General features: G+C 62.2%; 21 protein-coding genes. 8 read left to right on the top strand and 13 right to left on the bottom strand.

The window, feature by feature from the left end; translation table 11 throughout:
- Nucleotides 1-128: 128 nt before the first annotated feature.
- The 4 genes from BLV67_RS16235 to BLV67_RS16220 all read left to right on the top strand — a co-directional run bounded on the left by BLV67_RS16235 (nt 129) and on the right by BLV67_RS16220 (nt 4,035).
- Entirely contained in the window at nt 129-701 is a 573-nt protein-coding gene (locus BLV67_RS16235) for a LuxR C-terminal-related transcriptional regulator (RefSeq protein ID WP_056859407.1), read from the top strand.
- 146 nt (nt 702-847) lie between these two features.
- Nucleotides 848-1,741 carry a VOC family protein gene (locus BLV67_RS16230; RefSeq protein ID WP_069787227.1) on the top strand — a complete coding sequence of 298 codons (894 nt, stop codon included), beginning with the start codon at nt 848-850 and terminating at the stop codon, nt 1,739-1,741.
- A complete protein-coding gene (locus BLV67_RS16225) occupies nt 1,738-3,129 on the top strand; it encodes an alginate export family protein (protein WP_069787228.1) in 1,392 nt (463 codons plus the stop codon). Before BLV67_RS16230 ends, BLV67_RS16225 begins: the two co-directional genes overlap by 4 nt.
- Before the next feature lie 87 nt (nt 3,130-3,216).
- Nucleotides 3,217-4,035, top strand: a complete 819-nt coding sequence (locus BLV67_RS16220; protein WP_069787229.1) for an alpha/beta fold hydrolase — start codon at nt 3,217-3,219, stop codon at nt 4,033-4,035.
- Between the two features lie 61 nt (nt 4,036-4,096).
- Here BLV67_RS16220 and BLV67_RS16215 read toward each other — a convergent pair whose 3' ends face one another.
- Complete coding sequence (locus tag BLV67_RS16215; RefSeq protein ID WP_065932127.1) at nt 4,097-4,477, bottom strand: DoxX family protein; 381 nt, start codon at nt 4,475-4,477, stop codon at nt 4,097-4,099.
- A gap of 186 nt (nt 4,478-4,663) precedes the next feature.
- On the opposite strand from BLV67_RS16215, the gene BLV67_RS16210 reads away from it, so the two are divergent.
- Nucleotides 4,664-5,662 (top strand): NAD(P)H-quinone oxidoreductase, encoded by a 999-nt coding sequence (locus BLV67_RS16210; protein ID WP_069787230.1) that lies wholly within the window; start codon nt 4,664-4,666, stop codon nt 5,660-5,662.
- Here the strand turns inward: BLV67_RS16210 and BLV67_RS16205 are convergent, their stop codons facing one another.
- The 3 genes from BLV67_RS16205 to BLV67_RS16195 form a co-directional block, all read right to left on the bottom strand.
- Nucleotides 5,663-6,787: an alkene reductase gene (locus BLV67_RS16205; RefSeq protein WP_069787231.1), complete on the bottom strand. Its 1,125-nt coding sequence runs from the start codon at nt 6,785-6,787 to the stop codon at nt 5,663-5,665. It abuts the gene before it with no gap.
- 79 nt (nt 6,788-6,866) lie between these two features.
- Nucleotides 6,867-7,544, bottom strand: a complete 678-nt coding sequence (locus tag BLV67_RS16200; RefSeq protein WP_069787232.1) for a type 1 glutamine amidotransferase domain-containing protein — start codon at nt 7,542-7,544, stop codon at nt 6,867-6,869.
- Nucleotides 7,541-8,149, bottom strand: a complete 609-nt coding sequence (locus BLV67_RS16195) for a TetR/AcrR family transcriptional regulator (RefSeq protein WP_069787233.1) — start codon at nt 8,147-8,149, stop codon at nt 7,541-7,543. Before BLV67_RS16195 ends, BLV67_RS16200 begins: the two co-directional genes overlap by 4 nt.
- Nucleotides 8,150-8,336: 187 nt before the next feature.
- Here BLV67_RS16195 and BLV67_RS16190 point away from each other — a divergent pair, with 187 nt between their 5' ends.
- Nucleotides 8,337-9,281, top strand: a complete 945-nt coding sequence (locus tag BLV67_RS16190) for a GlxA family transcriptional regulator (protein WP_069787234.1) — start codon at nt 8,337-8,339, stop codon at nt 9,279-9,281.
- Here BLV67_RS16190 and BLV67_RS16185 read toward each other — a convergent pair.
- Nucleotides 9,259-9,765, bottom strand: coding sequence for a GNAT family N-acetyltransferase (locus tag BLV67_RS16185; protein WP_065932197.1), 507 nt, complete (start codon nt 9,763-9,765; stop codon nt 9,259-9,261). The two genes, BLV67_RS16190 and BLV67_RS16185, sit on opposite strands and share 23 nt — an antisense overlap.
- A 179-nt stretch (nt 9,766-9,944) precedes the next feature.
- Here BLV67_RS16185 and BLV67_RS16180 point away from each other — a divergent pair, with 179 nt between their 5' ends.
- On the top strand, nt 9,945-10,817 hold the full coding sequence (locus BLV67_RS16180; protein WP_065932133.1) for an undecaprenyl-diphosphate phosphatase: 873 nt from the start codon (nt 9,945-9,947) through the stop codon (nt 10,815-10,817).
- On the opposite strand, the gene BLV67_RS16175 is transcribed toward BLV67_RS16180, so the two are convergent.
- The 5 genes from BLV67_RS16175 to BLV67_RS16155 are packed head-to-tail and all read right to left on the bottom strand — an operon-like array spanning nt 10,814 to nt 15,294.
- Nucleotides 10,814-11,776 carry a Dyp-type peroxidase gene (locus BLV67_RS16175; RefSeq protein ID WP_069787235.1) on the bottom strand — a complete coding sequence of 321 codons (963 nt, stop codon included), beginning with the start codon at nt 11,774-11,776 and terminating at the stop codon, nt 10,814-10,816. The genes BLV67_RS16180 and BLV67_RS16175 overlap by 4 nt on opposite strands.
- 53 nt (nt 11,777-11,829) lie before the next feature.
- Entirely contained in the window at nt 11,830-12,645 is an 816-nt protein-coding gene (locus tag BLV67_RS16170; RefSeq protein ID WP_069787236.1) for a sugar phosphate isomerase/epimerase family protein, read from the bottom strand.
- A 1-nt stretch (nt 12,646) separates the two neighbouring features.
- A complete protein-coding gene (locus BLV67_RS16165) occupies nt 12,647-13,846 on the bottom strand; it encodes an NAD(P)/FAD-dependent oxidoreductase (RefSeq protein WP_069787237.1) in 1,200 nt (399 codons plus the stop codon).
- A 2-nt stretch (nt 13,847-13,848) separates the two neighbouring features.
- On the bottom strand, nt 13,849-14,169 hold the full coding sequence (locus tag BLV67_RS16160; RefSeq protein WP_069787238.1) for a MocE family 2Fe-2S type ferredoxin: 321 nt from the start codon (nt 14,167-14,169) through the stop codon (nt 13,849-13,851).
- Between the two features lie 30 nt (nt 14,170-14,199).
- Complete coding sequence (locus BLV67_RS16155; RefSeq protein WP_069787239.1) at nt 14,200-15,294, bottom strand: fatty acid desaturase family protein; 1,095 nt, start codon at nt 15,292-15,294, stop codon at nt 14,200-14,202.
- A gap of 161 nt (nt 15,295-15,455) precedes the next feature.
- Between BLV67_RS16155 and BLV67_RS16150 the strand changes: the two genes are divergently transcribed.
- Nucleotides 15,456-16,505, top strand: a complete 1,050-nt coding sequence (locus tag BLV67_RS16150; protein ID WP_069787240.1) for a LacI family DNA-binding transcriptional regulator — start codon at nt 15,456-15,458, stop codon at nt 16,503-16,505.
- Nucleotides 16,506-16,625: 120 nt separating this feature from the next.
- On the opposite strand, the gene yghU is transcribed toward BLV67_RS16150, so the two are convergent.
- The 3 genes from yghU to BLV67_RS16135 are packed head-to-tail and all read right to left on the bottom strand — an operon-like array spanning nt 16,626 to nt 20,072.
- On the bottom strand, nt 16,626-17,462 hold the full coding sequence (gene yghU, locus BLV67_RS16145) for a glutathione-dependent disulfide-bond oxidoreductase (RefSeq protein ID WP_065932139.1): 837 nt from the start codon (nt 17,460-17,462) through the stop codon (nt 16,626-16,628).
- A 2-nt stretch (nt 17,463-17,464) separates the two neighbouring features.
- On the bottom strand, nt 17,465-18,910 hold the full coding sequence (locus BLV67_RS16140; RefSeq protein ID WP_069787241.1) for an efflux transporter outer membrane subunit: 1,446 nt from the start codon (nt 18,908-18,910) through the stop codon (nt 17,465-17,467).
- A complete protein-coding gene (locus tag BLV67_RS16135; RefSeq protein ID WP_065932141.1) occupies nt 18,903-20,072 on the bottom strand; it encodes an efflux RND transporter periplasmic adaptor subunit in 1,170 nt (389 codons plus the stop codon). Before BLV67_RS16135 ends, BLV67_RS16140 begins: the two co-directional genes overlap by 8 nt.

The raw sequence follows: 20,072 nt of genomic DNA, 5'->3' as shown, positions 1-20,072 counted from the left end.
TCAATTTCTTCTATTTTTGGTGCGGACATTTACCTACAATGACCCACCGTTGGCCGCGCGCCAATTCGTGCAACTACTTACATGGCTAAGTAGCCCCAGTTGAGAAAAGCGACGAGGCAGGATGCCCAATGAACGCGTTTGCACAGCAGTTCCATGACATAGAACGCCTGGCGTTCCAACTCTCCCCCGCGCCGCAACTGGTCACCCGCAACCGCGTAATGGTCGACTGTAATGAAGCCTTCCTGCAATTGTTCGGCTATTCGCGCGACGCATTGGTCAACCAACTGACGCTGCTGATCTACCCTTCCCAGGCGGACTACCACGCCATTGGCAAGCGCAGCCATGAATGGCTGCTGGAAAGCGAAAACGGTTTCTACTCCGACGAGCGTTTCATGCAGCACCACAACGGCGAAGTGTTCTGGGCCAAGTCCCACGGTTACACCCTCACGCCCAAAGACCCATTCAAACTGATGATCTGGCACTTCGAGCGCCTGGACCGCACGCACCAGGGCACCGGCGATCTCACGCCACGGGAGCGGGAAATCGCCATGCACATCGTCAATGGCCTCAAGTCCAAGGAAATCGCCTTGCGCCTGGCGATCTCCCACCGCACGGTGGAGGTGCACCGCGCGCGCTTGATGAGAAAGTTGCAGGCCAAGACGGTGGTGGAGTTGGTGTCGAAGATTATTAAGGTGGCGTGATAATAAAGAGGGTGCGCGCTGAAAAACCCAGCGGTCATGCCCTGTGACTTTCCTGCCTCAAGTGCGCCATCAAGCACGCCCATACAATTCGCATCCAGGCAGGCCGCCTAAGCTTCTGACTTTCCAAAATCGGCTGGAGAGCAGGCATGGGTAGAAAAGCGAATCGGGTAAGCCTGGCATTGACGCTGTTGGCCGGGGCCATGATGAACAGCGCGTTTGCGGCAACGCCGAGCGTGGCAGTGGCGCCGCAGTACGACACCAGCCACGTCTACGTGGCACCGGCTGATGTGGACCGCTTTGCCACAAGCTTCCTGGCGACCTTCGGTGGCAAAAGTACCCCACAGGTGGTGGTGAACGTACTGCCAGTGCCAAGCAGTACCACCTCGCAACTGCTGCAGACGCCGGTCGGTACGGTGTCACTGTTTGGCTTCAGCACCCCCATACCGCATCCGTTTGGCCAGGAGCGCAACGGTTACCTGGTCAAGGACATGGACGTGGCCCTCAAGGCCGCGCGGGAAAATGGTGCAGCCGTGATTGTCAGTGACTTTCCCGACCCCATCGGCCGCGATGCCGTGGTGCAGTGGCCAGGCGGTGTGAACATGCAGCTCTACTGGCACACCCAGGCCCCGAACTACGCAGGGTTCCAGACGGTGCCGGAAAACCGCGTCTACCTGCCTGCCGAACGGGCCGATGCGTTTATCAAAGCGTTCCTCGGCTTTTCCCATGGCAAAGTCCTGACTGACGACAAACACGCGCCGGGTATCGATATCGGCCAGGGCGGCCTCTACCGGCGTGTCGACCTGCAATCGCCGTTCGGACGCATGGCCGTACTGGTGACCAATGGCCAACTGCCCTACCCGTTCGGCCATGAGACCACCGGTTACCAGGTCGACGACCTGACGGCCACCCTGGCCAAAGCCACAGGCTCTGGGGCCACTGTGCTGGTACCGGCGTTCGCAAGCAAAGGGCGGCGCAGCGCAATGGTCGAATTTCCCGGTGGATACGTCGCGGAAATTCACCAGCTCAGCGCGGCAAAATGAATCGTCGTACCCCCTGGGGCCTGGCCGTGCTGTGGCCGCTGCTCACCGCCGGCGCCCACGCCGAGGAGCAAGCCACCCGTCCGGTGCTCAAAACCAATCGCTGGCAGGAAAACTGGTCGGTGCTGCAAGACCCGTTGCTGCGCACAGAACCGTTGGACAATTTGAAGTACATCCCGCTATCAAGCGCCAACCCGATGACGTACCTGTCGTTGGGCGCGAGCTTGCGCGAACGTTTCGAGATGAACGATGCCAGCGGGTTCGGCGTGCGCGATGTGCAGCGTGATCGCTACCTGATCCAGCGCTTTGAGGTCCACGCGGATCTGCACCTGGACGAACACTGGCGGGTGTTCACCCAACTCGAAGATGCTCGGGCGTACGACAAAACCACAGTGGGTGGTGCCGATCAGAACCGTGTCGACTTGCGGCTGGCGTTTGCAGAGTACGTAAACACCTTCAGCAGCGGGACGTTCAAAAGCCGTATCGGCCGCCAGGACTTCGCCTTCGACTTGCAGCGGTTTATCTCGTCGCGGGATGGGCCGAATGTGCGCCAGTCGTTCGATGCACTCTGGGCCGACTGGGAAACCACCCATTGGCGTTTTATCGCGATCGCCAGCCAACCGGTGCAGTATCAGGACCAGAGACATTTCGACGACCGCTCCAACAGCGACGCACGCTTCCACCTGCTGCGGGTCGAGCGATTGGTGGGCGGCAGCAATGAGTTGTCGGCCTACTACGGCGTATATGAACGCAGCGCTGCGCATTACCTGGACGCCGACGGCGAGGAAACCCGCCAGTTTGTCGACGCCCGCCTGGGCGGCGCGGCCCAGGGCTTCGACTGGGACATCGAGGCGATGCTGCAAAGGGGGTCGGTGGGGAGCAAGTCGATCCGGGCGTGGGCCGCCGGCAGCCGTACGGGCTATACGCTTGAGAGCCTGGCGTGGCAACCACGGCTCGGCGTGCAACTGGATATCGCCTCCGGCGACCGCAAAGCGGGTGACGCTACCGTCGGCACGTTCAACCCGCTGTTTCCCAACGGCTACTATTTTTCACTGGCCGGCTATACGGGCTACAGCAACCTGATCCACGTCAAACCGTCGATCACCGTCAAACCCCTTCCCAAACTAAGCGTACAGTCTGCCATTGGTCTGCTCTGGCGACAGACCACCGACGATGCGGTCTATACCCAACCGAACTTGCCCGTTGCCGGCACTGCAGGCCAAGGCGAACGCTGGACCGGCGCCTACGCTCAGTTGCGCACCGACTACGCCTTCACGCCGAACCTTGCCGGCGCGGTCGAAGCCGTGCATTACGCGGTGGGCCGCACCCTGCGCGAGGCCGGTGGCGACGACAGCAATTACCTGGGAGTCGAACTCAAATTCAGTTGGTAAACCCAAGCAAGCACACGCGTACAAGCCCTTCGACGGGTACAGGGCAATAGTAACGCGCAGTCATCCCCCTCAATCAAGGAGTTATGCATGAGCACATTCGTTGCCAAAGACGGTACCCAGATCTACTTCAAGGACTGGGGCAGCGGTAAACCGGTATTGTTCAGCCACGGCTGGCCGCTGGATGCGGATATGTGGGAATACCAGATGGAATACCTGAGCAGCCGCGGCTTTCGCACCATCGCTTTCGACCGCCGTGGTTTTGGCCGGTCCGACCAACCCTGGACCGGCAATGACTACGACACCTTCGCCGACGATATTGCCCAGTTGATTGAACACCTGGACCTCACCGACGTGACCCTGGTGGGCTTCTCCATGGGCGGCGGCGACGTTGCTCGCTACATCGCCCGCCATGGCAACGCACGCGTAGCCGGCCTGGTATTGCTGGGTGCCGTGACGCCGATCTTTGGTCAGAAAGCGGACTACCCGCAAGGTGTGCCCACCGATGTATTCGACGGTATCAAAGCCGGGCTGCTGAAGGACCGCGCGCAATTTATCAGCGATTTCAATACCCCGTTCTTTGGCATCAACCAGGGGCAGAAGGTCTCGCCGGGCGTGCTCACCCAGACCTTGCAGATTGCCTTGCTGGCATCGCTCAAATCGACGGTTGATTGCGTCACGGCATTCTCCGAAACCGACTTTCGCCCGGACATGGCCAAGGTCGATGTGCCGACCCTGGTGATCCACGGTGACGGCGACCAGATCGTGCCGTTCGAGACCACCGGGAAGGTGGCGGCGCAGATGATCAAAGGCGCGCAATTGAAGGTGTACAAGGATGCGCCCCTTGGTTTTGCCGCCACTCACACCCAGCAGTTAAACGAAGACCTGTTGGCCTTCCTCAACCGCTGAAGCAACGGCGTCACCCTCTCCTTTCTTTGGCCGGGCTTGCCCGGTCTTTTTTCGTTCAGACTCAACCGCGATCAAGTGCCAGGCGGCCGGGCCCTGCGATCAGAATGCTGGAAAACAGGATCAACAGCAGCCATCCAAACTGCCCTTCAAACAGCGACCACTCCGGGTGCACTACCAGCAACGCCACCAGCAGCACAGCGAGGATCGGCAAACAGGCCAGGCGCACCCAGAACCCGGCGATAATCAACAACGGGCAGACGACTTCAGCGCCAATCGCCAGGCACAACGTGACATGGGCGCCCAGGTGGAACGGGTCTTCGATCAGCGTCAATTGCTGGCTGTAGTGGAGCAGTTTGGGCAACCCATGCACCCACAGCAAGAACAGCGATGCGCTCACTCGCAGAAACAGCAGCCCAAGCGCCTGGTTTTTAGATTCATTCATCTGCAACGTCCATAAAAGAAACCGACGTCGATTGTGTTCCCAGAACCGAGCCCGAGCTTGCAAGCCTGTGCTGACCTTATGGCAACGAGCCGGCTATGCTGGGCGCCACACAGACCACCCCGGTTGAATCAACCACCACCGGCTGCGGTCCTACTTCATACGCTCATCGCTACAGGTATCCAGAACATGACTCTGCCCCACGACATGACCCAGATTGAAATCACCACCTTCGGCGGCCCTGAGGTGCTTCAGCCCCGTCAGGTTGCAGTGCCCTCACCGGCCTCCGGCGAGATTCTGATTCAAGTGCACGCCGCCGGGGTCAATCGTCCCGATGCCCTGCAACGCGCTGGCAAGTACCCAATGAAACCCGGCATGAGCCCGATACCGGGCCTGGAAGTGGCCGGCGAAGTGGTGGCGCTGGGCGACGGCGTCAGTGAATACAGCCTGGGCGACAGGGTCTGTGCCCTGACCAATGGCGGCGGCTATGCACAGTTCTGCGCCGTACCCGCCAGCCAGGCACTGCCGGTGCCTGAAGGCATGGATTGGATTCAAGCCGCTGCCGTGCCGGAAACCTTTTTTACTGTCTGGGCCAACTTGTTCGGCCTGGGTGGCGCGCACAAAGGCCAACGCGCCTTGATCCACGGCGGCACCAGTGGCATCGGCACCACCGCGCTGATGCTCTGCCAGGAATTCGGCATCCAGGCGTTCGCCACCGCCGGCAGTGCCGACAAATGCGCGGCGATTGCCAAACTGGGCGCCGAGCCGATCAATTACCGCGAGCAGGACTTTGCCGAGGTCATCGCCAAGAAGACCGGCGACAAAGGCGTCGATGTGATCCTCGACATCATGGGAGCCTCCTACCTGAACAACAACCTCAAGGCCCTGGCCATGGACGGGCACTTGGTGATGCTGGGCTTCCTCGGCGGCGGCAAAGCCAATGACGTCGACCTGCTGACTATCCTCGGTAAACGCGCAGTCATCACCGGCTCCTTGTTGCGCGCTCGCACCAAGGACGAGAAAGCCGCAATCGCTGAGCAGCTGCACGAATACATATGGCCGGTGCTGTCCGCCGGGCGCTGCCTGCCGATCATCGACAAAGTGTACGCATACACCGACGCCGCCCAGGCCCATGCGCGAATGGAAGGTGGCGACCATATCGGCAAGATTGTGCTGCGGGTGGCGTGATTACTCAGCGTACACCGGGTAGTCGGTATAGCCCTGCGCCGAGCCGCCGTACATCCCTTCTGCCCGCAGCGGGTTCAATGGCCAGCCGTTGAAAAGCCGCTGTGGCAGGTCCGGGTTGGCAATGAACGGGCGACCGAAGGCGATCAAGTCCGCCAGCCCCGACTCCAGCAGCTTTGCACCACGCTCAGCGGTGTAGCGCCCGGCGTAAATGATCCGCCCGCTGAAAGTGCTGCGCACCGCCTGGCGGAAGGTTTCAGGCAGGTCAGGCGCGTTGTCCCAGTCGGCTTCGGCGATGGACACATAGGCAATGCCGGACGCCTCCAGCACCTTGATCGCCTCGATATAGGTGTGATGCGGGTCTTCCTCCACCAGGCCGATATACACGCGGTCCTGGTCAGTGCCGCTGAACAACGGCGAAAAACGCACGCCAAGGCGCTCAGGCCCGACCACGGCCGTCACGGCTTCAACAATTTCGCGCAAAAAGCGCAGGCGATTGTGCAACGAGCCGCCGTATTCGTCGTCGCGCTGGTTGGCATGGGCCGAGATGAACTGGTTGACCAGGTAGCCATTGGCGGCATGGATTTCCACGCCATCGAACCCGGCGTCCAAGGCATTGCGTGCCGCCTGGGCGTAGTGCCCAACCAGTTCCTCAATCTCCAGCACGCTCAATGCACGCGGCACCGGCGGCTGTTTCAACTCACCGACGCCAGGGCCGGTTTCAATGAACGCCTTCGCTTGCAGCGCCGCAAGCGCAGACGGTGCGACGGGTGCTGCGCCATCCGGCTGCAACGCGTTATGGGACACACGGCCAACATGCCAGAGCTGCGCGAAAATCACCCCGCCATCGGCATGCACCGCCTCGGTAACTTTACGCCAGCCGTGGATCTGCGCAGGTGTGTAGATACCCGGCGTCCACGCATAGCCCTGGCCACGCGGTTCGATCTGCGTGCCTTCACTGACCATGAAACCGGCAGTGGCACGTTGACGGTAATACTCGGCCATCAGGTCGGTAGCTATGTCGCCCGGTTGCGCACTGCGTTGACGGGTCAAGGGCGGCAGCACAACCCGGTTATTCAGCGTGTGATGCCCCAGTTTTACCGGGGTATTTAAAACATGCATCGTCATGAGTCACTGTCCAAATTCAGGGCGAACAAAAGCGTTGGCGGCTCTTCAGAGCCGCCAATGCCTGCAACGGTTAGTTAATTTACGCGGTGAGTTTCAGCAGGGCCTTGGCCACATCGCTGGAGCTGGCAGGGTTCTGGCCCGTCACCAGCAAGCCATCTTCAAGCACAAAGGATTGCCAGTCGGCGCCCTTCTCATACAGGCCACCGAGGGCCTTGAAATCATCTTCGATCAAAAACGGCACCACATCGGTCAGGCCAACCGCAGCTTCTTCAGAGTTGGAGAAGCCCGTCACACGACGGCCCTTCACCAATGGCTCGCCGTTGACCGCCTTGACGTGACGCAGCGCACCCGGTGCATGGCAGACAAAACCGATCGGCTTGCCGGCGCGCTCAAACGCTTCGATCAACGCGACCGAGGTTTTCGATTCGGCCAGGTCCCACAGTGGCCCGTGACCGCCTGGGTAAAACACCGTGTCGAAATCGGCAGCGTTCACCGAGTCCAGCTTGACCGTGTTGGCCAGGGCCTGCTGCGCGGCCGAGTCGGCGGCAAACCGGCGGGTGTCGTCGGTTTGTGCATCCGGCTGGTCACTGACCGGGTCCAGCGGTGGCTGGCCACCGGCCGGGGATGCCAGCACCAGTTCGGCACCGGCGTCCTTGAAGGTGTAATACGGAGCGGCAAACTCTTCGAGCCAGAAGCCGGTTTTACGACCGGTATTGCCCAGCTGGTCGTGAGAGGTCAGTACCATTAATACTTTCATTTTCCAGTGCCTCGATCGATGGGTTGCAGTAGGTGTTGTGTGAGTAGCAGCGCCTCATCAAACGGCGCGGATGTTCGGGTGATCTTGCTCATGACGCTGGTCCCCAGCCACAACGCATACAGGCGCCGGGCCAGGCTTTCGGGGTGTGACTGTGCCGGCAGCGAGCCGTCTTCAACGCCGCGCTGCAAGGCTTCTGCCAGCAACGCGATGGTGCGTGCAGTGCCACGCTGGAGGGCCAGACGCATCGGCTCTGAAAGGTCTGACACCTCGGCACCGAGTTTGACGGCAAGGCATTTGCCCGTGTCGGTGCAGCCGGTCTGGTTGTCGACCCAGGAGTGCCAATAGCGCATCAACTTGGCGAAACCTGAAAGCTCAGGCTGACTGAACAATTGCTGCATGCCTTTGATGTAGTGGTCAAAGTAGCTGTCGAGCAACACCACGCCGAAGGCATCCTTGGAATTGAAGTAGTGATAGAACGAGCCTTTGGGTACCTCGGCGGCTTGCAGTATTTCGTTCAAGCCCACCGCAGAAAATCCTTTGCGGCCGACAATCACTTGCGCCGTGTCCAGAATCACCTGCCGAGTATTTTTAGCTTCGCTGTTCATCACGCTTCCCGTCCGATTAGACCAGTCGTCTAGTTCGTTGAGGGGATGTTAGGCGCCACGCAGACCTTCAACAATGTCATATGCGCAAGGATTCCGGACATGCCACAAAGCCGGTTGCCGTTTACCCGGCACGCGCCGACAATCGCCACTCCCGCGCCCTTGGCCCGCGTTTTTTAGGAGAACAATGATGCACAGCGTTGCGCTGATGGTTTACCCGAACTTCCAATCCCTGAGCCTTAGCCTGGGCTCGGTATTTGAATGCGCGAACCTGTTGCGCGGCGAGCCGGCCTATGAGTTTCACCTGGTGTCGGAGAGCGGCGGCGCCGTGATGACCTCCCAAGGCTTTTCGGTGAACACCACGCCGATCCGCGCGCAGGGTTATGACACGCTGATCGTCAGCGGCTATCTGGAATTTCGCTTGCCGGAAGCCAACCTGCTCGAACTGGTCAAGGCCGCCTCCGCCCAGTCACGGCGTGTAGCCTCATTGTGCATGGGCATTTTCGTGCTGGCCGAAGCCGGCCTGCTCGACGGCAAGCGCACCACCACCCACTGGATTCACGCGCCCGCCTTTCGCAAGCGCTACCCGCACATCCAGCTGGAGGAAGATAAACTGTTTGTGGTCGACGGCCAGATCTGGACCGGCGCGGGCATGAGCGCCGGTGTCGACCTGGCACTGGCCATGGTCGAGGCCGACCTGGGCAGCGACCTGGCCCGGCGCATCGCGCGCAAACTGGTGATTGCGCAACGCCGTGGCAGTGAGCAGTCGCAGTTGTCGGCCCTGCTGGAACTGGACCCCAAATCCGACCGCGTGCAGCTGGCCCTGGCCTATGCCCGCGAAAACCTGACCCACGACCTGTCGGTCGAAGCCCTGGCCGAGGTCGCCCGCCTGAGCCCGCGCCAGTTCAGCCGGGTATTTCGCGAAGAAACCGGGCAAACCCCGGCCAAGGCCATCGAATCACTGCGCGTGGAAGCGGCCCGGGCGATGATGGAAACCAGCCGCCACCCGGTCGAAGTGGTGGCCCGCGAAACCGGCTTTGGTGATCGCGAACGCATGCGCCAGGCGTTTCTGCGTGCCTTCGGGCAGCCGCCGCAAGCTATGCAGCAGGCTTTTAATGCAGGACCGCTCGGGTGATCAGGTAACTCACCAACTGCGGGTCATCCTCCAGCTCCAGGGTCTGCACCGGGCGCGGCAAATCATCCAGCACGGCGCGCCAGAACGCCTGGGACACTTCATCCTGGTCATAGAAACGCACCAACCAATCGGCCTGGCCGCTGCTCAACACCTGGGTGGCGATGGCACGGCCGATGCCTTTGCGGCGGTAGCGCTTGAGGATAAACAGGTCGGCCAGTTCCAGGGCGTCGATGCCCGGCAGTTCGCTGCCTTCGATCAGCAGGAAGCCGGCGATATAGCCGTCCACCAGCAGCAGGTTGGCGCTCCATTGCGGGTCTTGCCAGTAGCGGGTCAGGTGCTCATCGTGGATGTAGAAGCGGCCATCGGCCTCGACATCTTCCTGCTCCCAGTCCGACGACTCATAGGCGTAATACTGGTAAAGATTGCGGATCAATTCGGCCTCTTCGGGGCCGGTCTGGATCAGTTCAACGGTGGTTTCAGGCATGGGGCTCTCGGTGACAAAACGCAGGGCGCCATTGTTCACAAAACACGCGCGCAGGCCAATACATTGCCTAACCTTTCTGTTTGCTGAACCGATTGCGGATTTGCCCCGTCCAACCGAAACTCCTGAAACATTTAGAATAAACTTCGTCAGCTTCGACCTTTTCCTCAAGGACCTCTATTTTGACCAACGTCTGTTCCGCCGGCCTGGATGTAGGCTTTGCCTCCCTGGATTACCTGCAGATTTTTATCCTGGGGGTGATCCAGGGCATTACCGAGTTGCTGCCGGTGTCGTCCACCGCCCACATGCGTGTGGTGCCGGCTCTGCTCGGCTGGCAAGACCCCGGCTCGGCGTTTTCGGCGGCGATGCAGTTGGCGGCGCTGGCGGCGGTGGTCAGTTATTTCTGGCGCGATGTGCGCCAGGTCACCACGGGCAGCATCGGTGCGGTACGCCGGGGCGACTACAACGACCCGTGGTTCAAGCTGGCGGTGGCGATTGTGCTGGCGACCATCCCTATCTGCATTGCCGGTTTGGCCTTGTCCTCGACCCTCAACAGCTGCAACTCGCCGTTGCGCGGCCTGATGGTCATCGGTATTTCCTGTGTGGTGATGGCGGTATTGCTGGCGGTGGCCGAAGTGCGTGCACGCCACACCCGAGACATGGGCCAAATGCGCCTGCGCGATGCGCTGATTGTCGGGGTTGCACAGATTGGCGCGTTGATTCCCGGCGTCTCGCGTTCAGGCTCGACACTGACCGCTGCGCTGTTCCTCAACTTCAAGCGTGAAGAGGCCGCGCGCTTTTCGTTCCTGCTGGGCCTGCCGGCGATCGCGCTGGCCGGTTTGAAAGAACTGTGGGTGCTGCTGCACGCCGACATGCCGGCCCACGCCTGGCCACATTTGCTCTTTGGCCTGGTGGTAGCAAGTATCTCGGCGTTCTTCGCGATCTGGGGCCTGATGAAGTTCCTGGAGCGGTTCTCCACCTGGCCGTTTGTGATTTATCGCGCGCTGCTGGGGATCTTCCTGATTGTGGCGGTCAGCACCGGGTTGCTCAGTTAAGATCCCGGTTGACGCTCGGCCAGCTCTTCAAGCAAATCGGCCGAGGGCACAAAAAACAGGCCGCCGGTCACGGCGGTACTGAAGTCCAGCAAGCGGTCGTAGTTGCCGACCGGGCGGCCGACGAACATGTTTTCCAGCATCAATTCCAGGGGCTGCGGCGAGCGCGCGTAGCCGATAAAGTAGGTGCCGAATTCGCCGGCGCCCGGGCGGCCAAAGGGCATGTTGTCGCGCAGGATTTTCACTTCTTCGCCATCGGCGTCGGTGATCACGGTCAAGGCGCTGTGGGAGTTGCTCGGCTTGGTCTCTTCATCCAGTTCGATATCGGCCAGTTTGGTACGCCCGATCACCTTCTCCTGCGCTTCCACCGTCAGCTCGTTCCAGGCGCTCATGTTGTGCAGGTACTTCTGCACCAACACGTAGCTGCCACCTTCAAATTCCGCGTCTTCATCGCCGACGATGGTAAAGCCGACAGCCTTGCGCCCTACCGGGTTCTCGGTGCCGTCGACAAACCCGATGATGCTGCGCATATCGAAGTAACGGAAACCCTGGACCTCATCCACCACCTTGACGCTGTCGCCCAGGGCCACCATCAACTGCGTGGCCAGCTCAAAGCACAGGTCCATCTGCTCGGCGCGGATATGCAGCAGGATATCGCCGGGCGTCGACGGCGCCATGCGCCCTGGCACGCCGAACTCGCGAAACGGGTGCAAGGCCGCCGGGCGTGGCCCGCCGAACAGCCGGCTCCAGGCATCCGAGCCGAACCCGCAGACACACGTCAGGTTGCCCGCCGGCACGCGCTTGCCCACCGAACGCACCAGCCCGGCGATGTCGCCGCACCAGGCGCGCACCTGGTCTTCACTGCCGGGTGCGACGGTTGCCACCATGAAGATCGCGCTGCTGGTGATGGGATGGCAGACGGACTGCGGCTCAAGAGGTGGCTGAACAGGGCAAGTCTTCATGATGAAAGTCCACAGGCTAAGGGCGGTTTTAACCCGCGCAGATTAGCAGATCATCACTGGCAGCTCTCCCACACCTGGCGAATCAGGGTTTTCAACTTCAGCGCCTCGGCCCAGCGGTCACTGATTTCACCGCCGTTTGCATCGGTGATTGCATAGGGCGGCGGGCCCAGTTCACAGGTGAATGACAGGCTATCAGGCGTGTCAGGCCGGGCCAGCCAGTCTTGGATACCGTAGCGCCACCAGCCGGTAAAGCGCTCGACCCAGGCCTGGTGCTGAGGGAAATCCACAGAGACCTGCACCTGCTCACTGCTGGCCACCCGGCCATGAAAGCCCCAGCTGTGGCGCAATATCGTACGTATCTGTTCGTCGTCCTCAGCCGCGCCAGGCTCCGGCAACTCCCGGCCGACGACGTAATGGGACAGGTCGGCCAGCAGTTTCAGGTCGGGCATTTGTGCGAGCAGGTCGAGGGTGAACAGCAGGTCGCTGGTAAGGCGGTAGCGATGGGTTTCCAGCAGGATCGGAAAGTCCACCTGTTCGGCCAGACGCTGCCAGCCTTCGACCAACCCGGCCGCCTCGCCCAGTGTGCGCGGGCGCACATCGGCCTGCAGGGTGAGGTGGTGGCAGCCATAGCGGCTGATCACATCCAGCGCGGCGGCCAGGTCATCCACCGATTGCGGGAACAATTGACCTTCGATCTGCAAGCCCCTGGCGCTGGCGGCAGCGTGCAGGCGCGCGGCCTTGGCGGGTTTCCAGTAATGGTCGGTGATGCCGTCGAAGCCGGCGGCGGCGATGCGCTCGAGCTGGGCTTCCAGCGGCCCGGGCTCGGTCTGCATGGCCCAGAGGGATTGGAACACCAGAAATTCGCGCATATCAGCCTCGCAGCACGTGTTTTAGGGAAACGTCCGGGTTGGCCAGGTCGGCCGTATTGAGTGCAATGCGCGCGTTGATCAAGCGTTCGCACAGCTTGATGTCCTTGGCCACGCCATTGCCCAGCGCCCAGCCGCAAGCGCCTTGCAAATGCCCGTCGGTATCCAGGTGGAACAACAGCAAACCGCCGCCCGGCAGTGCCCGGCTGACCGTCAGCGGGGTCATCACGCCGACGGTCTGCAAGCCCCAGTCGTACTGATCGGACCAGAAGCCCGGCAGCGCCTCGAACGGCAACTCACGCCCGAGCATATTCAGCGCGGCGTGGCGGCCTTGGGCTTCGGCATTGCGCCAGGTCTCCTGACGTTGATACAGGCCACCCAGGCGAAACTCACACACATCGCCGGCCGCATAAATGTTCGGCGCACTGGTGCGCAGGTGCGCATCGACGCGAATGCCCTGCCCTACTTCCAGCCCTGCGGCTGAGGCCAGTTCCAGATTGGGTTGCATGCCAATGCCGACCACCACCCGATCGCACGGCAAGCGTTGCCCATCGACCAGTTGCACCGCGTCGGCGTCGATGGATTCCAGCGCCACGTTCAGATGAACCGCGACGCCTTGCTGGCGATGCACATCCAGCAGGGCTTGGCTGATCACCGCCGGCAACACTCGGCCCGCCAAGCGTGGGCCTGCTTCAAGCACCGTTACCTGGCAGCCCAGGCCGCGCGCGGTCGCCGCCACTTCCAGGCCGATAAAACCACCGCCGACCACCACCAGCCGCGTGCCGGGGCGTAAGGCGTCGCGCAGGGCCAGCGCCTCGTCATGGGTGCGCAGGTAAAGCACGTTCGCCTGCTCCACAGGCCAGCGTCGCGCCCGGCCGCCGGTGGCCAGCAGCAAACCGGCAAAATCCAGCCATTGGCCGTCGGCCAGTTGCAGCCGCTGCTGATGCGGCTCCAGGCGCGTGACCGGGTTGCCGGCAATATGTTCGATGCCCAGCGCGGCCATGCGCTGGCTGTCACACAGGCTGCAACCTGCCAGGTCCGTGCTGCCTTGCAGCAAGCCCTTGGACAACGGCGGGCGCTCGTAGGGCAAGTGCGCTTCATCGCCGATCAGGATCAGGCGCCCGGTGTAGCCTTCTTCGCGCAAGGTCAGCGCCGCACGGCCACCGGCATGGCCGGCGCCGACGATGATCAGGGGTGCGTTCATGCTCACGCCGTCACGGCGAGTAAAACCCGCCCCGCTTCGACCCGCACCGGGTAGGTTTTGAGGTTGGCGCACACCGGCGCGCCGAGGGCCTTGCCGGAGCGGTAATCAAAGCGCCCGTTGTGCTTGGGGCACTCGATCACGTGGTCCATCACCAGGCCGTCGGCCAAGTGGATTTTCTCGTGGGTACACAGCCCGGCAGTGGCAAAAAATTCATTCTCGGCCGAGCGGTACACCGCGTAAGTGTGCGGCCCATGGTCGAAGCGCAGCACGTCTTCTTCGTCAATTTCGCCCACGGCGCAGACGTCGATCCATTGATCGTTCATGGCGTTTTCTCTTATTGGGTGGGGTGAAACTCAGCCAGCAGTGGCTTCGGCATTGACCGGGGCATGGGCAGTGGGGTCTGTGCGATGGCGCACGGGGCGCTGCACGAAATAGCTCGGGTCGCTGCGCTGCTTCCAGATCGTCGGCAGGATTTCCTTGTACGCCTCAAGAATATTCGCGTACGGCGGCGGGCAGTCGCTGCGGATCTCTTCGTGCAATTGCGCCAACGCGTGGTACGGCACCATCGGGTACATGTGGTGTTCGAGGTGGTAGTTCATGTCCATGTAGATAAAGCGCAGCACGCGATTCATGTAGATGGTGCGGCAGTTGCTGCGGTGGTCCAGCACATCTTCGGCCAGGCCCACATGTTGGGTGAGGCCGAACAGGTAGCCGAGCCAGGCGCCATACAGGCTCGGCAGGCCGACCAGCATCAGTGGCAGCCAGCTGTGCAGGTACAACGCGGTGCCGACCACCAGCGCATAAATGCCGACCCAGATCCGCGCAGCACGGAACACCTTGGGCCATTCGGACTCGGGGATGAAGTCCTGCTCCTGGGCGCTCATCCTGCCGAGCGCATGGCGCGCTACGCCGCTGAAAGTTTTCCAGGCCAGCGGCAGGTTGAACAGGCTCAGGCCCATCATCAACAGGCTTGGCGGGCGCGGCTCGACGATTTCCGGGTCACGCCCGACCACGATGGTGTCGGTGTGGTGCCGCGCATGGCTCCAGCGCCACACATGCGGCTCGAAGATGCACATGAAACTTGCCACCTGGTACAGCCCATCATTCATCCAGCGGGTTTTGAAGGCAGTGCCGTGGCCGGTCTCATGCCAGCGCGGGTTGGACGCGGTGCCGTAGAGCACGCCGTAAGCCATAAAGAACGGCACGCACGCCCACGAGTCCCAGAACCAGTAGCCGCCAAACCCCGTGACCAGCAGCGCCGACACCCACAGGGCCGTGTCGAGCAACGCCGGGCCGTCGCGGCGCTGCATCAGTTCTTTCATGCGTTTACGCGAGATCGGCGATTGATACCAACTGGCCGAGACCAGGCCCTTCTCTGCGGCGCGGGCAGCTTCCGGACCGGTGAGACTGTAGTCGCGCCGGGCGCGGTGAGGCGTGTGTTCAGGCATTGTTATTGTTCTCCGCAAGCGTTGGGTAACAGGTGCTTTGCGAACAAACCATAGAGCGCAGATAAATCCGCCTCAAGGCCTTGAATCCATTCCCTATCAAGCTATCATCCAGGCCCAGCGGGGCTTGATAGTTTTCTATCAAGACGCTTGAGAGGCCTGTCATGAACAATAATAAACGCCCGACCATCGCCACCGTGGCCGCCCAGGCGGGCTTGAGTGTGGCCACCGTCGACCGCGTACTCAACGCCCGAGCGCCGGTGAATCCGCAGACCGCCGAGCAGGTGTTCCAGGCCGCCGAAGCCGTGGGTTATTTTGCTGCACGGCTGATTGGCCAGCGCATTCGCGAACGGCGCCCCACTTATCGCTTCGGCATCCTGCTGCTGGGCACCGCCCAAGCGTTTTACGCCAACCTGGCGCAGTCGATCAGCGCGGCCGCGCAGCATCACGCTACAGCCAACCTGACCTGCCAGTTCGACTACATTCTCGACCGCACGCCCAGCGCCATCGCCGCACAGATCGAGCAATTGGCCGTGCAATGCGACGCCCTTGCGGTGGTCAGCTTTGCCCATCCGTTGATCAACGCCACACTGGCGCAAGTGCGCGAAGCCGGCGTGCCGGTGGTTGCGCTGCTCTCGGATATCCACGAACACGCCTTGGAGCCTTATGTGGGCCAGGACAACCCTGTGGTCGGGCGCACCATGGGCTGGCTGCTGGCGCGCACCTGCGGCGCACGCAAAGGCAGCGTCGGCATTCTGTTGGGCGGCCATCGTTTTCTCGGCCACCAGGCACGGGTTGAAGGCTTGCACAGTTACCTGGCCGAACATGCGCCGGGGCTCAAGCCGCTGGAACCGCTGATCAACCTGGACAACAGCGACATCACTGAAGAAGCCACCCTCGACCTGCTCACGCGCCACACCGACTTGCGCGGCCTGTGCGTGGTGGGCGGCGGCGGTGACGGCGTGATCAATGCCCTGGCGCAACTGCCCAAGCGGCCGGCGCTGTGCTGCATTTTGCAGGAGTCCACCGCGTTGTCGCGTGAGGCGCTGAGCCGGGGTTTGATTGATGTGGTGATGGACTCGCAGCCACGGCAGACGGCGACCGCGCTGATAGAACTACTGGTGGAGTTGCAGGCCACCGAGGCCTTCGACCCACTGCGGCACAGAGTGCACATCCCACCGCATATCGTGACTTCAGAGAACCTGTCCGTCTAATACACACAAATCAAAACTGTGGGAGCTGGCTTGCCTGCGATTGCGGTGGGTCAGTCACACATTTATCGACTGATACTCCGCCATCGCAGGCAACCCAGCTCCCACATTTTTGACCGGGTTTCAGTCCAGATCGGTGGCGTCGTGGCGCTCAGCCAGTTGCTCTTCAGGTGCGCCGGACACCCGGTTCACCCGCCGCCCACGCTGCACCGCCGGCCGTGCTTCAATCGCCTCGGCCCAGCGCAGCACGTGTTTGTACTCGTGCACCGACAAGAACTCGGCTGAGGCCCCATACAAACGGCCTTTGACCAAGCCGCCATACCAGGGCCAGATCGCGATATCGGCAATGGTGTACTCATCGCCGGCAATGTACTCACTCACCGCCAGGCGCTGGTCGAGTACGTCCAGTTGACGCTTGGTTTCCATCGCGAAGCGGTTGATCGGGTATTCCATCTTGCTCGGCGCGTAGGCGTAAAAATGCCCGAAGCCGCCGCCCAGGTACGGTGCGCTGCCCATCTGCCAGAACAGCCACGACAAACACTCGGCACGCGCAGCAGGCTCGGTGGGGAAGAACGCGCCGAACTTCTCGGCCAGGTATTGCAGGATCGCCCCGGACTCGAACACGCGAATCGGTGTGTCGCCACTGTGGTCCATCAACGCCGGAATTTTGGAGTTCGGGTTGACCGCCACAAAGCCGCTGCCAAATTGGTCGCCATCGCCGATCTTGATCAGCCAGGCGTCATATTCCGCGCCGGTGTGCCCCAGGGCCAGCAGTTCTTCGAGCAGGATGGTGACCTTCTGCCCATTCGGTGTGGCCAGGGAATACAGCTGCAATGGGTGCTTGCCGACCGGCAGTGCTTTCTCATGGGTCGCACCGGCAATGGGCCGGTTGATGCTGGCGAAAGTGCCGCCACTTTCGGTGTCCCAGGTCCACACCTTCGGGGGTAGGTAGTCGGTCATGCTCACTTCTCCTTGATTTGAGTACTGTTCGATGCAGCCAGTTGGGCCACGTTCCATCCGCCGCCCAGCGCCTTGATCAGGCCCACATTAGCGCTTAATTGCTGGGTTTGCAGTTGCAGCACACTGCGCTTGGCTTCCAGCGCCGCCACTTGGGCGGTCACCACATCCAGATAGGCCACGGCGCCCTGGCGATAACGCGAGGTCGACAGGTCTTCGGCGTATTGCGCGGCGGCGGCCGCGTCACGCTGGTCATCCAGGGCACTGCCCAGGCCCGCGATCTGCGACAGGTTGTCTTCCACTTGCTCGAAAGCGCCCAGCACCACGCCGCGGTATTTGGCGGCGGCTTCGTCGGTGGCGGCCTTGGCAATATCCACCTGGGCCTGGCGCGCGCCGCCATCAAAGAGCGTGCCGACCAGCGACGGGCCGATGGCCCAGAACAGGTTCGGTGCGCTGAGCAAACGCGCAAACTCATCACTCTGATAACCGCCCTGGGCGCTCAAGGTGATCTGCGGAAACCACGCGGCCCTGGCCACGCCGATACGCGCATTGGCCGACGCGATGCGACGCTCGGCAGCGGCAATATCCGGGCGGCGTTGCAGCAGGCTCGACGGCACGCCGGGGGGCACGTTGGGCAAGGCAATCGGCGTCACATTGACGGCGACGGTGTAGGTTGATGCCGACTCACCCAGCATCGCCGCAATCGAATGCTCCAGCACCGCCCGTTGTACCAGGCTCTGTTTGAGTTGCGACTTGACCGTCGACAACTGCGTGCGCGCCCGCGCCACGTCCAGCCCGGAGACAATGCCGCCGCCATGCAAACCTTCGGTCAGGCTCAGGGCTTTGGTGTAGGCGTCGCGGGTCTGTTCCAGCAGTTGGTTCTGCCAGTCGATACCACGCAAGCGCATGTAGCTGTCAGCCAATTGCGCTTGCAGGCTCAGGCGTACCGACGCCAGGTCGGCCCTGGCCGCCTGGGAATCGCTGGTGCCCGCCGCAACCGTGTCGCGCACGCGGCCCCACAGGTCGACTTCATAGTCCACCTCAAGTCCCAGGGTGGCGGAGTTGTAGACGTCCGGCGAGGTGGCCGAGCGCAGCGGTCTGGTGTCCGACTGGCGAATACGCTGGCCGCTGCCGATGGCCGAGAGCTTGGGGAACAACCCCGAACGGTCCTGGGCCAGGAAGCCCTGGGCCTGCTGATAATGCGCGAGTGCCGCGCTCAGGTCCGGGTTGTTGTTGAGCAACTGCTGCTGCATCGCGTCCAGCTGCGGGTCGTTGTAGATGCGCCACCAGCCGTCACGGTTGGCCTGGTCGTCGGGCGCGCCGACGGTCCACGGGCCTTGGGTGTGAAACTGCGCGGCAATGGGGGTTTGCGGCACTTCAAGCGGCGGCGCCAACGAGCAGGCGCTCAGGCTCAAGGTGACGAACAGGCCCGGCAGGGTGCGCTTAGCCATGGGGTTTGGCCTCGGCGGAAGCGGCTGCCAACTGCACCGAGTCATCATCGGCCAGGCCATCCGGCGGCGTATCGATCACGCGGTCGGCCGCTTGCAGGCCGCTGGCGATCTCCACGCTGTCGCCAAAGTCACGGGCGATGGTGACGGTCTTGAAGTGCACATGGTCCTGGCTGTCGAGGGTGGCGACGCGCATGCCTTTGTCATCGAACACCAGGGCACTGGACGGTACGCGCAGCACGTCGGCCTGCACCGGCAAATCAAACTGCACGCTGGTGTAGCCACCGGGCAGCAGGCGGCCGCCGGGGTTGTCCACCAGCAGTTGCACCAAGGTGCTGCCGGACGCGGCGTTGACCGCATCGGCAGTGGCGATCACCTTGCCGGTAAAGGTTTCGCCGCGATACTCCGGCACGCTCAGGCGCGCCGTGGTGCCTTCGCGAATCTGTGGCGAGAAGGTCTGCGGCACCTGCACATACACGCGCAGGCGGCTGACGTCGGCCACCGCAAACAGCTCTTTGCCGGCGGTCCCCCCGGCGCTGATCAACGCGCCCACGTCGGTGCTGCGCGCGGTGACCACACCGGCAAACGGTGCGACCAGATGCTGGAAGCCCTTGGTCGCCACCAACTGCTCGACATTGGCTTTGGCCGCCGTCACCTTGGCCTGCTTGGCGGTCAAGTCGCCGGTGCGCTCGTCGACGTCCTGACGCGACACCGAGTCGGTCGCCAGCATCGCCTGCCAGCGCTTGGCGGTGGTTGCGGCCAGGTGCTCATCGGCCTGGGCCGATGCCAAAGTGGCGCGGGCCTGCAGCAGTTGCTGGTCGAGTTCCGGGGTGTCGATTTCGGCCAATACCTGGCCAGCTTTGACACGGGTGCCGATGTCGACATTCCAGGATTTCAGGTAGCCATTGACCCGCGCAAAAATCGACGCCCGCGAATAAGCCTCCATGCGCCCCGGCAAGTTGAGGACCGGGCCTTGCGCTTGCACCACCGGCTTGACCAGGTTGACGCTGGGCAGTGCCTGGGCATCGGTCCAGGTCTTGAGATCACGGGATTCACTGGCGCGCACACTCAGGCCGACACCGACGATGACCACCACCGTCACCCCGCCTACGATCAGCCACAGCAGGCCACGGGACGGCTTTTTTTGAGAACTGGAAACGGACAT

The organism is Pseudomonas salomonii (assembly GCF_900107155.1).
In the GTDB taxonomy this organism is placed as follows: Bacteria; Pseudomonadota; Gammaproteobacteria; order Pseudomonadales; family Pseudomonadaceae; genus Aquipseudomonas; species Aquipseudomonas salomonii.
The sequence above is the reverse complement of the archived record's forward strand: the minus strand, read 5'-3'. Positions and strand labels throughout refer to the sequence as shown.

Coding starts and splice junctions, on each gene's coding strand:
- BLV67_RS16195 (WP_069787233.1), bottom strand. CDS start 8,149: ATGAACAGCGAAGCTAAAAATACTCGGCAGGTGATTCTGGACACGGCG.
- BLV67_RS16190 (WP_069787234.1), top strand. CDS start 8,337: ATGCACAGCGTTGCGCTGATGGTTTACCCGAACTTCCAATCCCTGAGC.
- BLV67_RS16155 (WP_069787239.1), bottom strand. CDS start 15,294: ATGCCTGAACACACGCCTCACCGCGCCCGGCGCGACTACAGTCTCACC.
- BLV67_RS16150 (WP_069787240.1), top strand. CDS start 15,456: ATGAACAATAATAAACGCCCGACCATCGCCACCGTGGCCGCCCAGGCG.
- BLV67_RS16235 (WP_056859407.1), top strand. CDS start 129: ATGAACGCGTTTGCACAGCAGTTCCATGACATAGAACGCCTGGCGTTC.
- BLV67_RS16135 (WP_065932141.1), bottom strand. CDS start 20,072: ATGTCCGTTTCCAGTTCTCAAAAAAAGCCGTCCCGTGGCCTGCTGTGG.
- BLV67_RS16210 (WP_069787230.1), top strand. CDS start 4,664: ATGACTCTGCCCCACGACATGACCCAGATTGAAATCACCACCTTCGGC.
- BLV67_RS16215 (WP_065932127.1), bottom strand. CDS start 4,477: ATGAATGAATCTAAAAACCAGGCGCTTGGGCTGCTGTTTCTGCGAGTG.
- BLV67_RS16220 (WP_069787229.1), top strand. CDS start 3,217: ATGAGCACATTCGTTGCCAAAGACGGTACCCAGATCTACTTCAAGGAC.
- BLV67_RS16160 (WP_069787238.1), bottom strand. CDS start 14,169: ATGAACGATCAATGGATCGACGTCTGCGCCGTGGGCGAAATTGACGAA.
- BLV67_RS16200 (WP_069787232.1), bottom strand. CDS start 7,544: ATGAAAGTATTAATGGTACTGACCTCTCACGACCAGCTGGGCAATACC.
- BLV67_RS16230 (WP_069787227.1), top strand. CDS start 848: ATGGGTAGAAAAGCGAATCGGGTAAGCCTGGCATTGACGCTGTTGGCC.
- BLV67_RS16225 (WP_069787228.1), top strand. CDS start 1,738: ATGAATCGTCGTACCCCCTGGGGCCTGGCCGTGCTGTGGCCGCTGCTC.
- BLV67_RS16175 (WP_069787235.1), bottom strand. CDS start 11,776: ATGAAGACTTGCCCTGTTCAGCCACCTCTTGAGCCGCAGTCCGTCTGC.
- BLV67_RS16185 (WP_065932197.1), bottom strand. CDS start 9,765: ATGCCTGAAACCACCGTTGAACTGATCCAGACCGGCCCCGAAGAGGCC.
- BLV67_RS16205 (WP_069787231.1), bottom strand. CDS start 6,787: ATGACGATGCATGTTTTAAATACCCCGGTAAAACTGGGGCATCACACG.
- BLV67_RS16170 (WP_069787236.1), bottom strand. CDS start 12,645: ATGCGCGAATTTCTGGTGTTCCAATCCCTCTGGGCCATGCAGACCGAG.
- BLV67_RS16140 (WP_069787241.1), bottom strand. CDS start 18,910: ATGGCTAAGCGCACCCTGCCGGGCCTGTTCGTCACCTTGAGCCTGAGC.
- BLV67_RS16165 (WP_069787237.1), bottom strand. CDS start 13,846: ATGAACGCACCCCTGATCATCGTCGGCGCCGGCCATGCCGGTGGCCGT.
- yghU (WP_065932139.1), bottom strand. CDS start 17,462: ATGACCGACTACCTACCCCCGAAGGTGTGGACCTGGGACACCGAAAGT.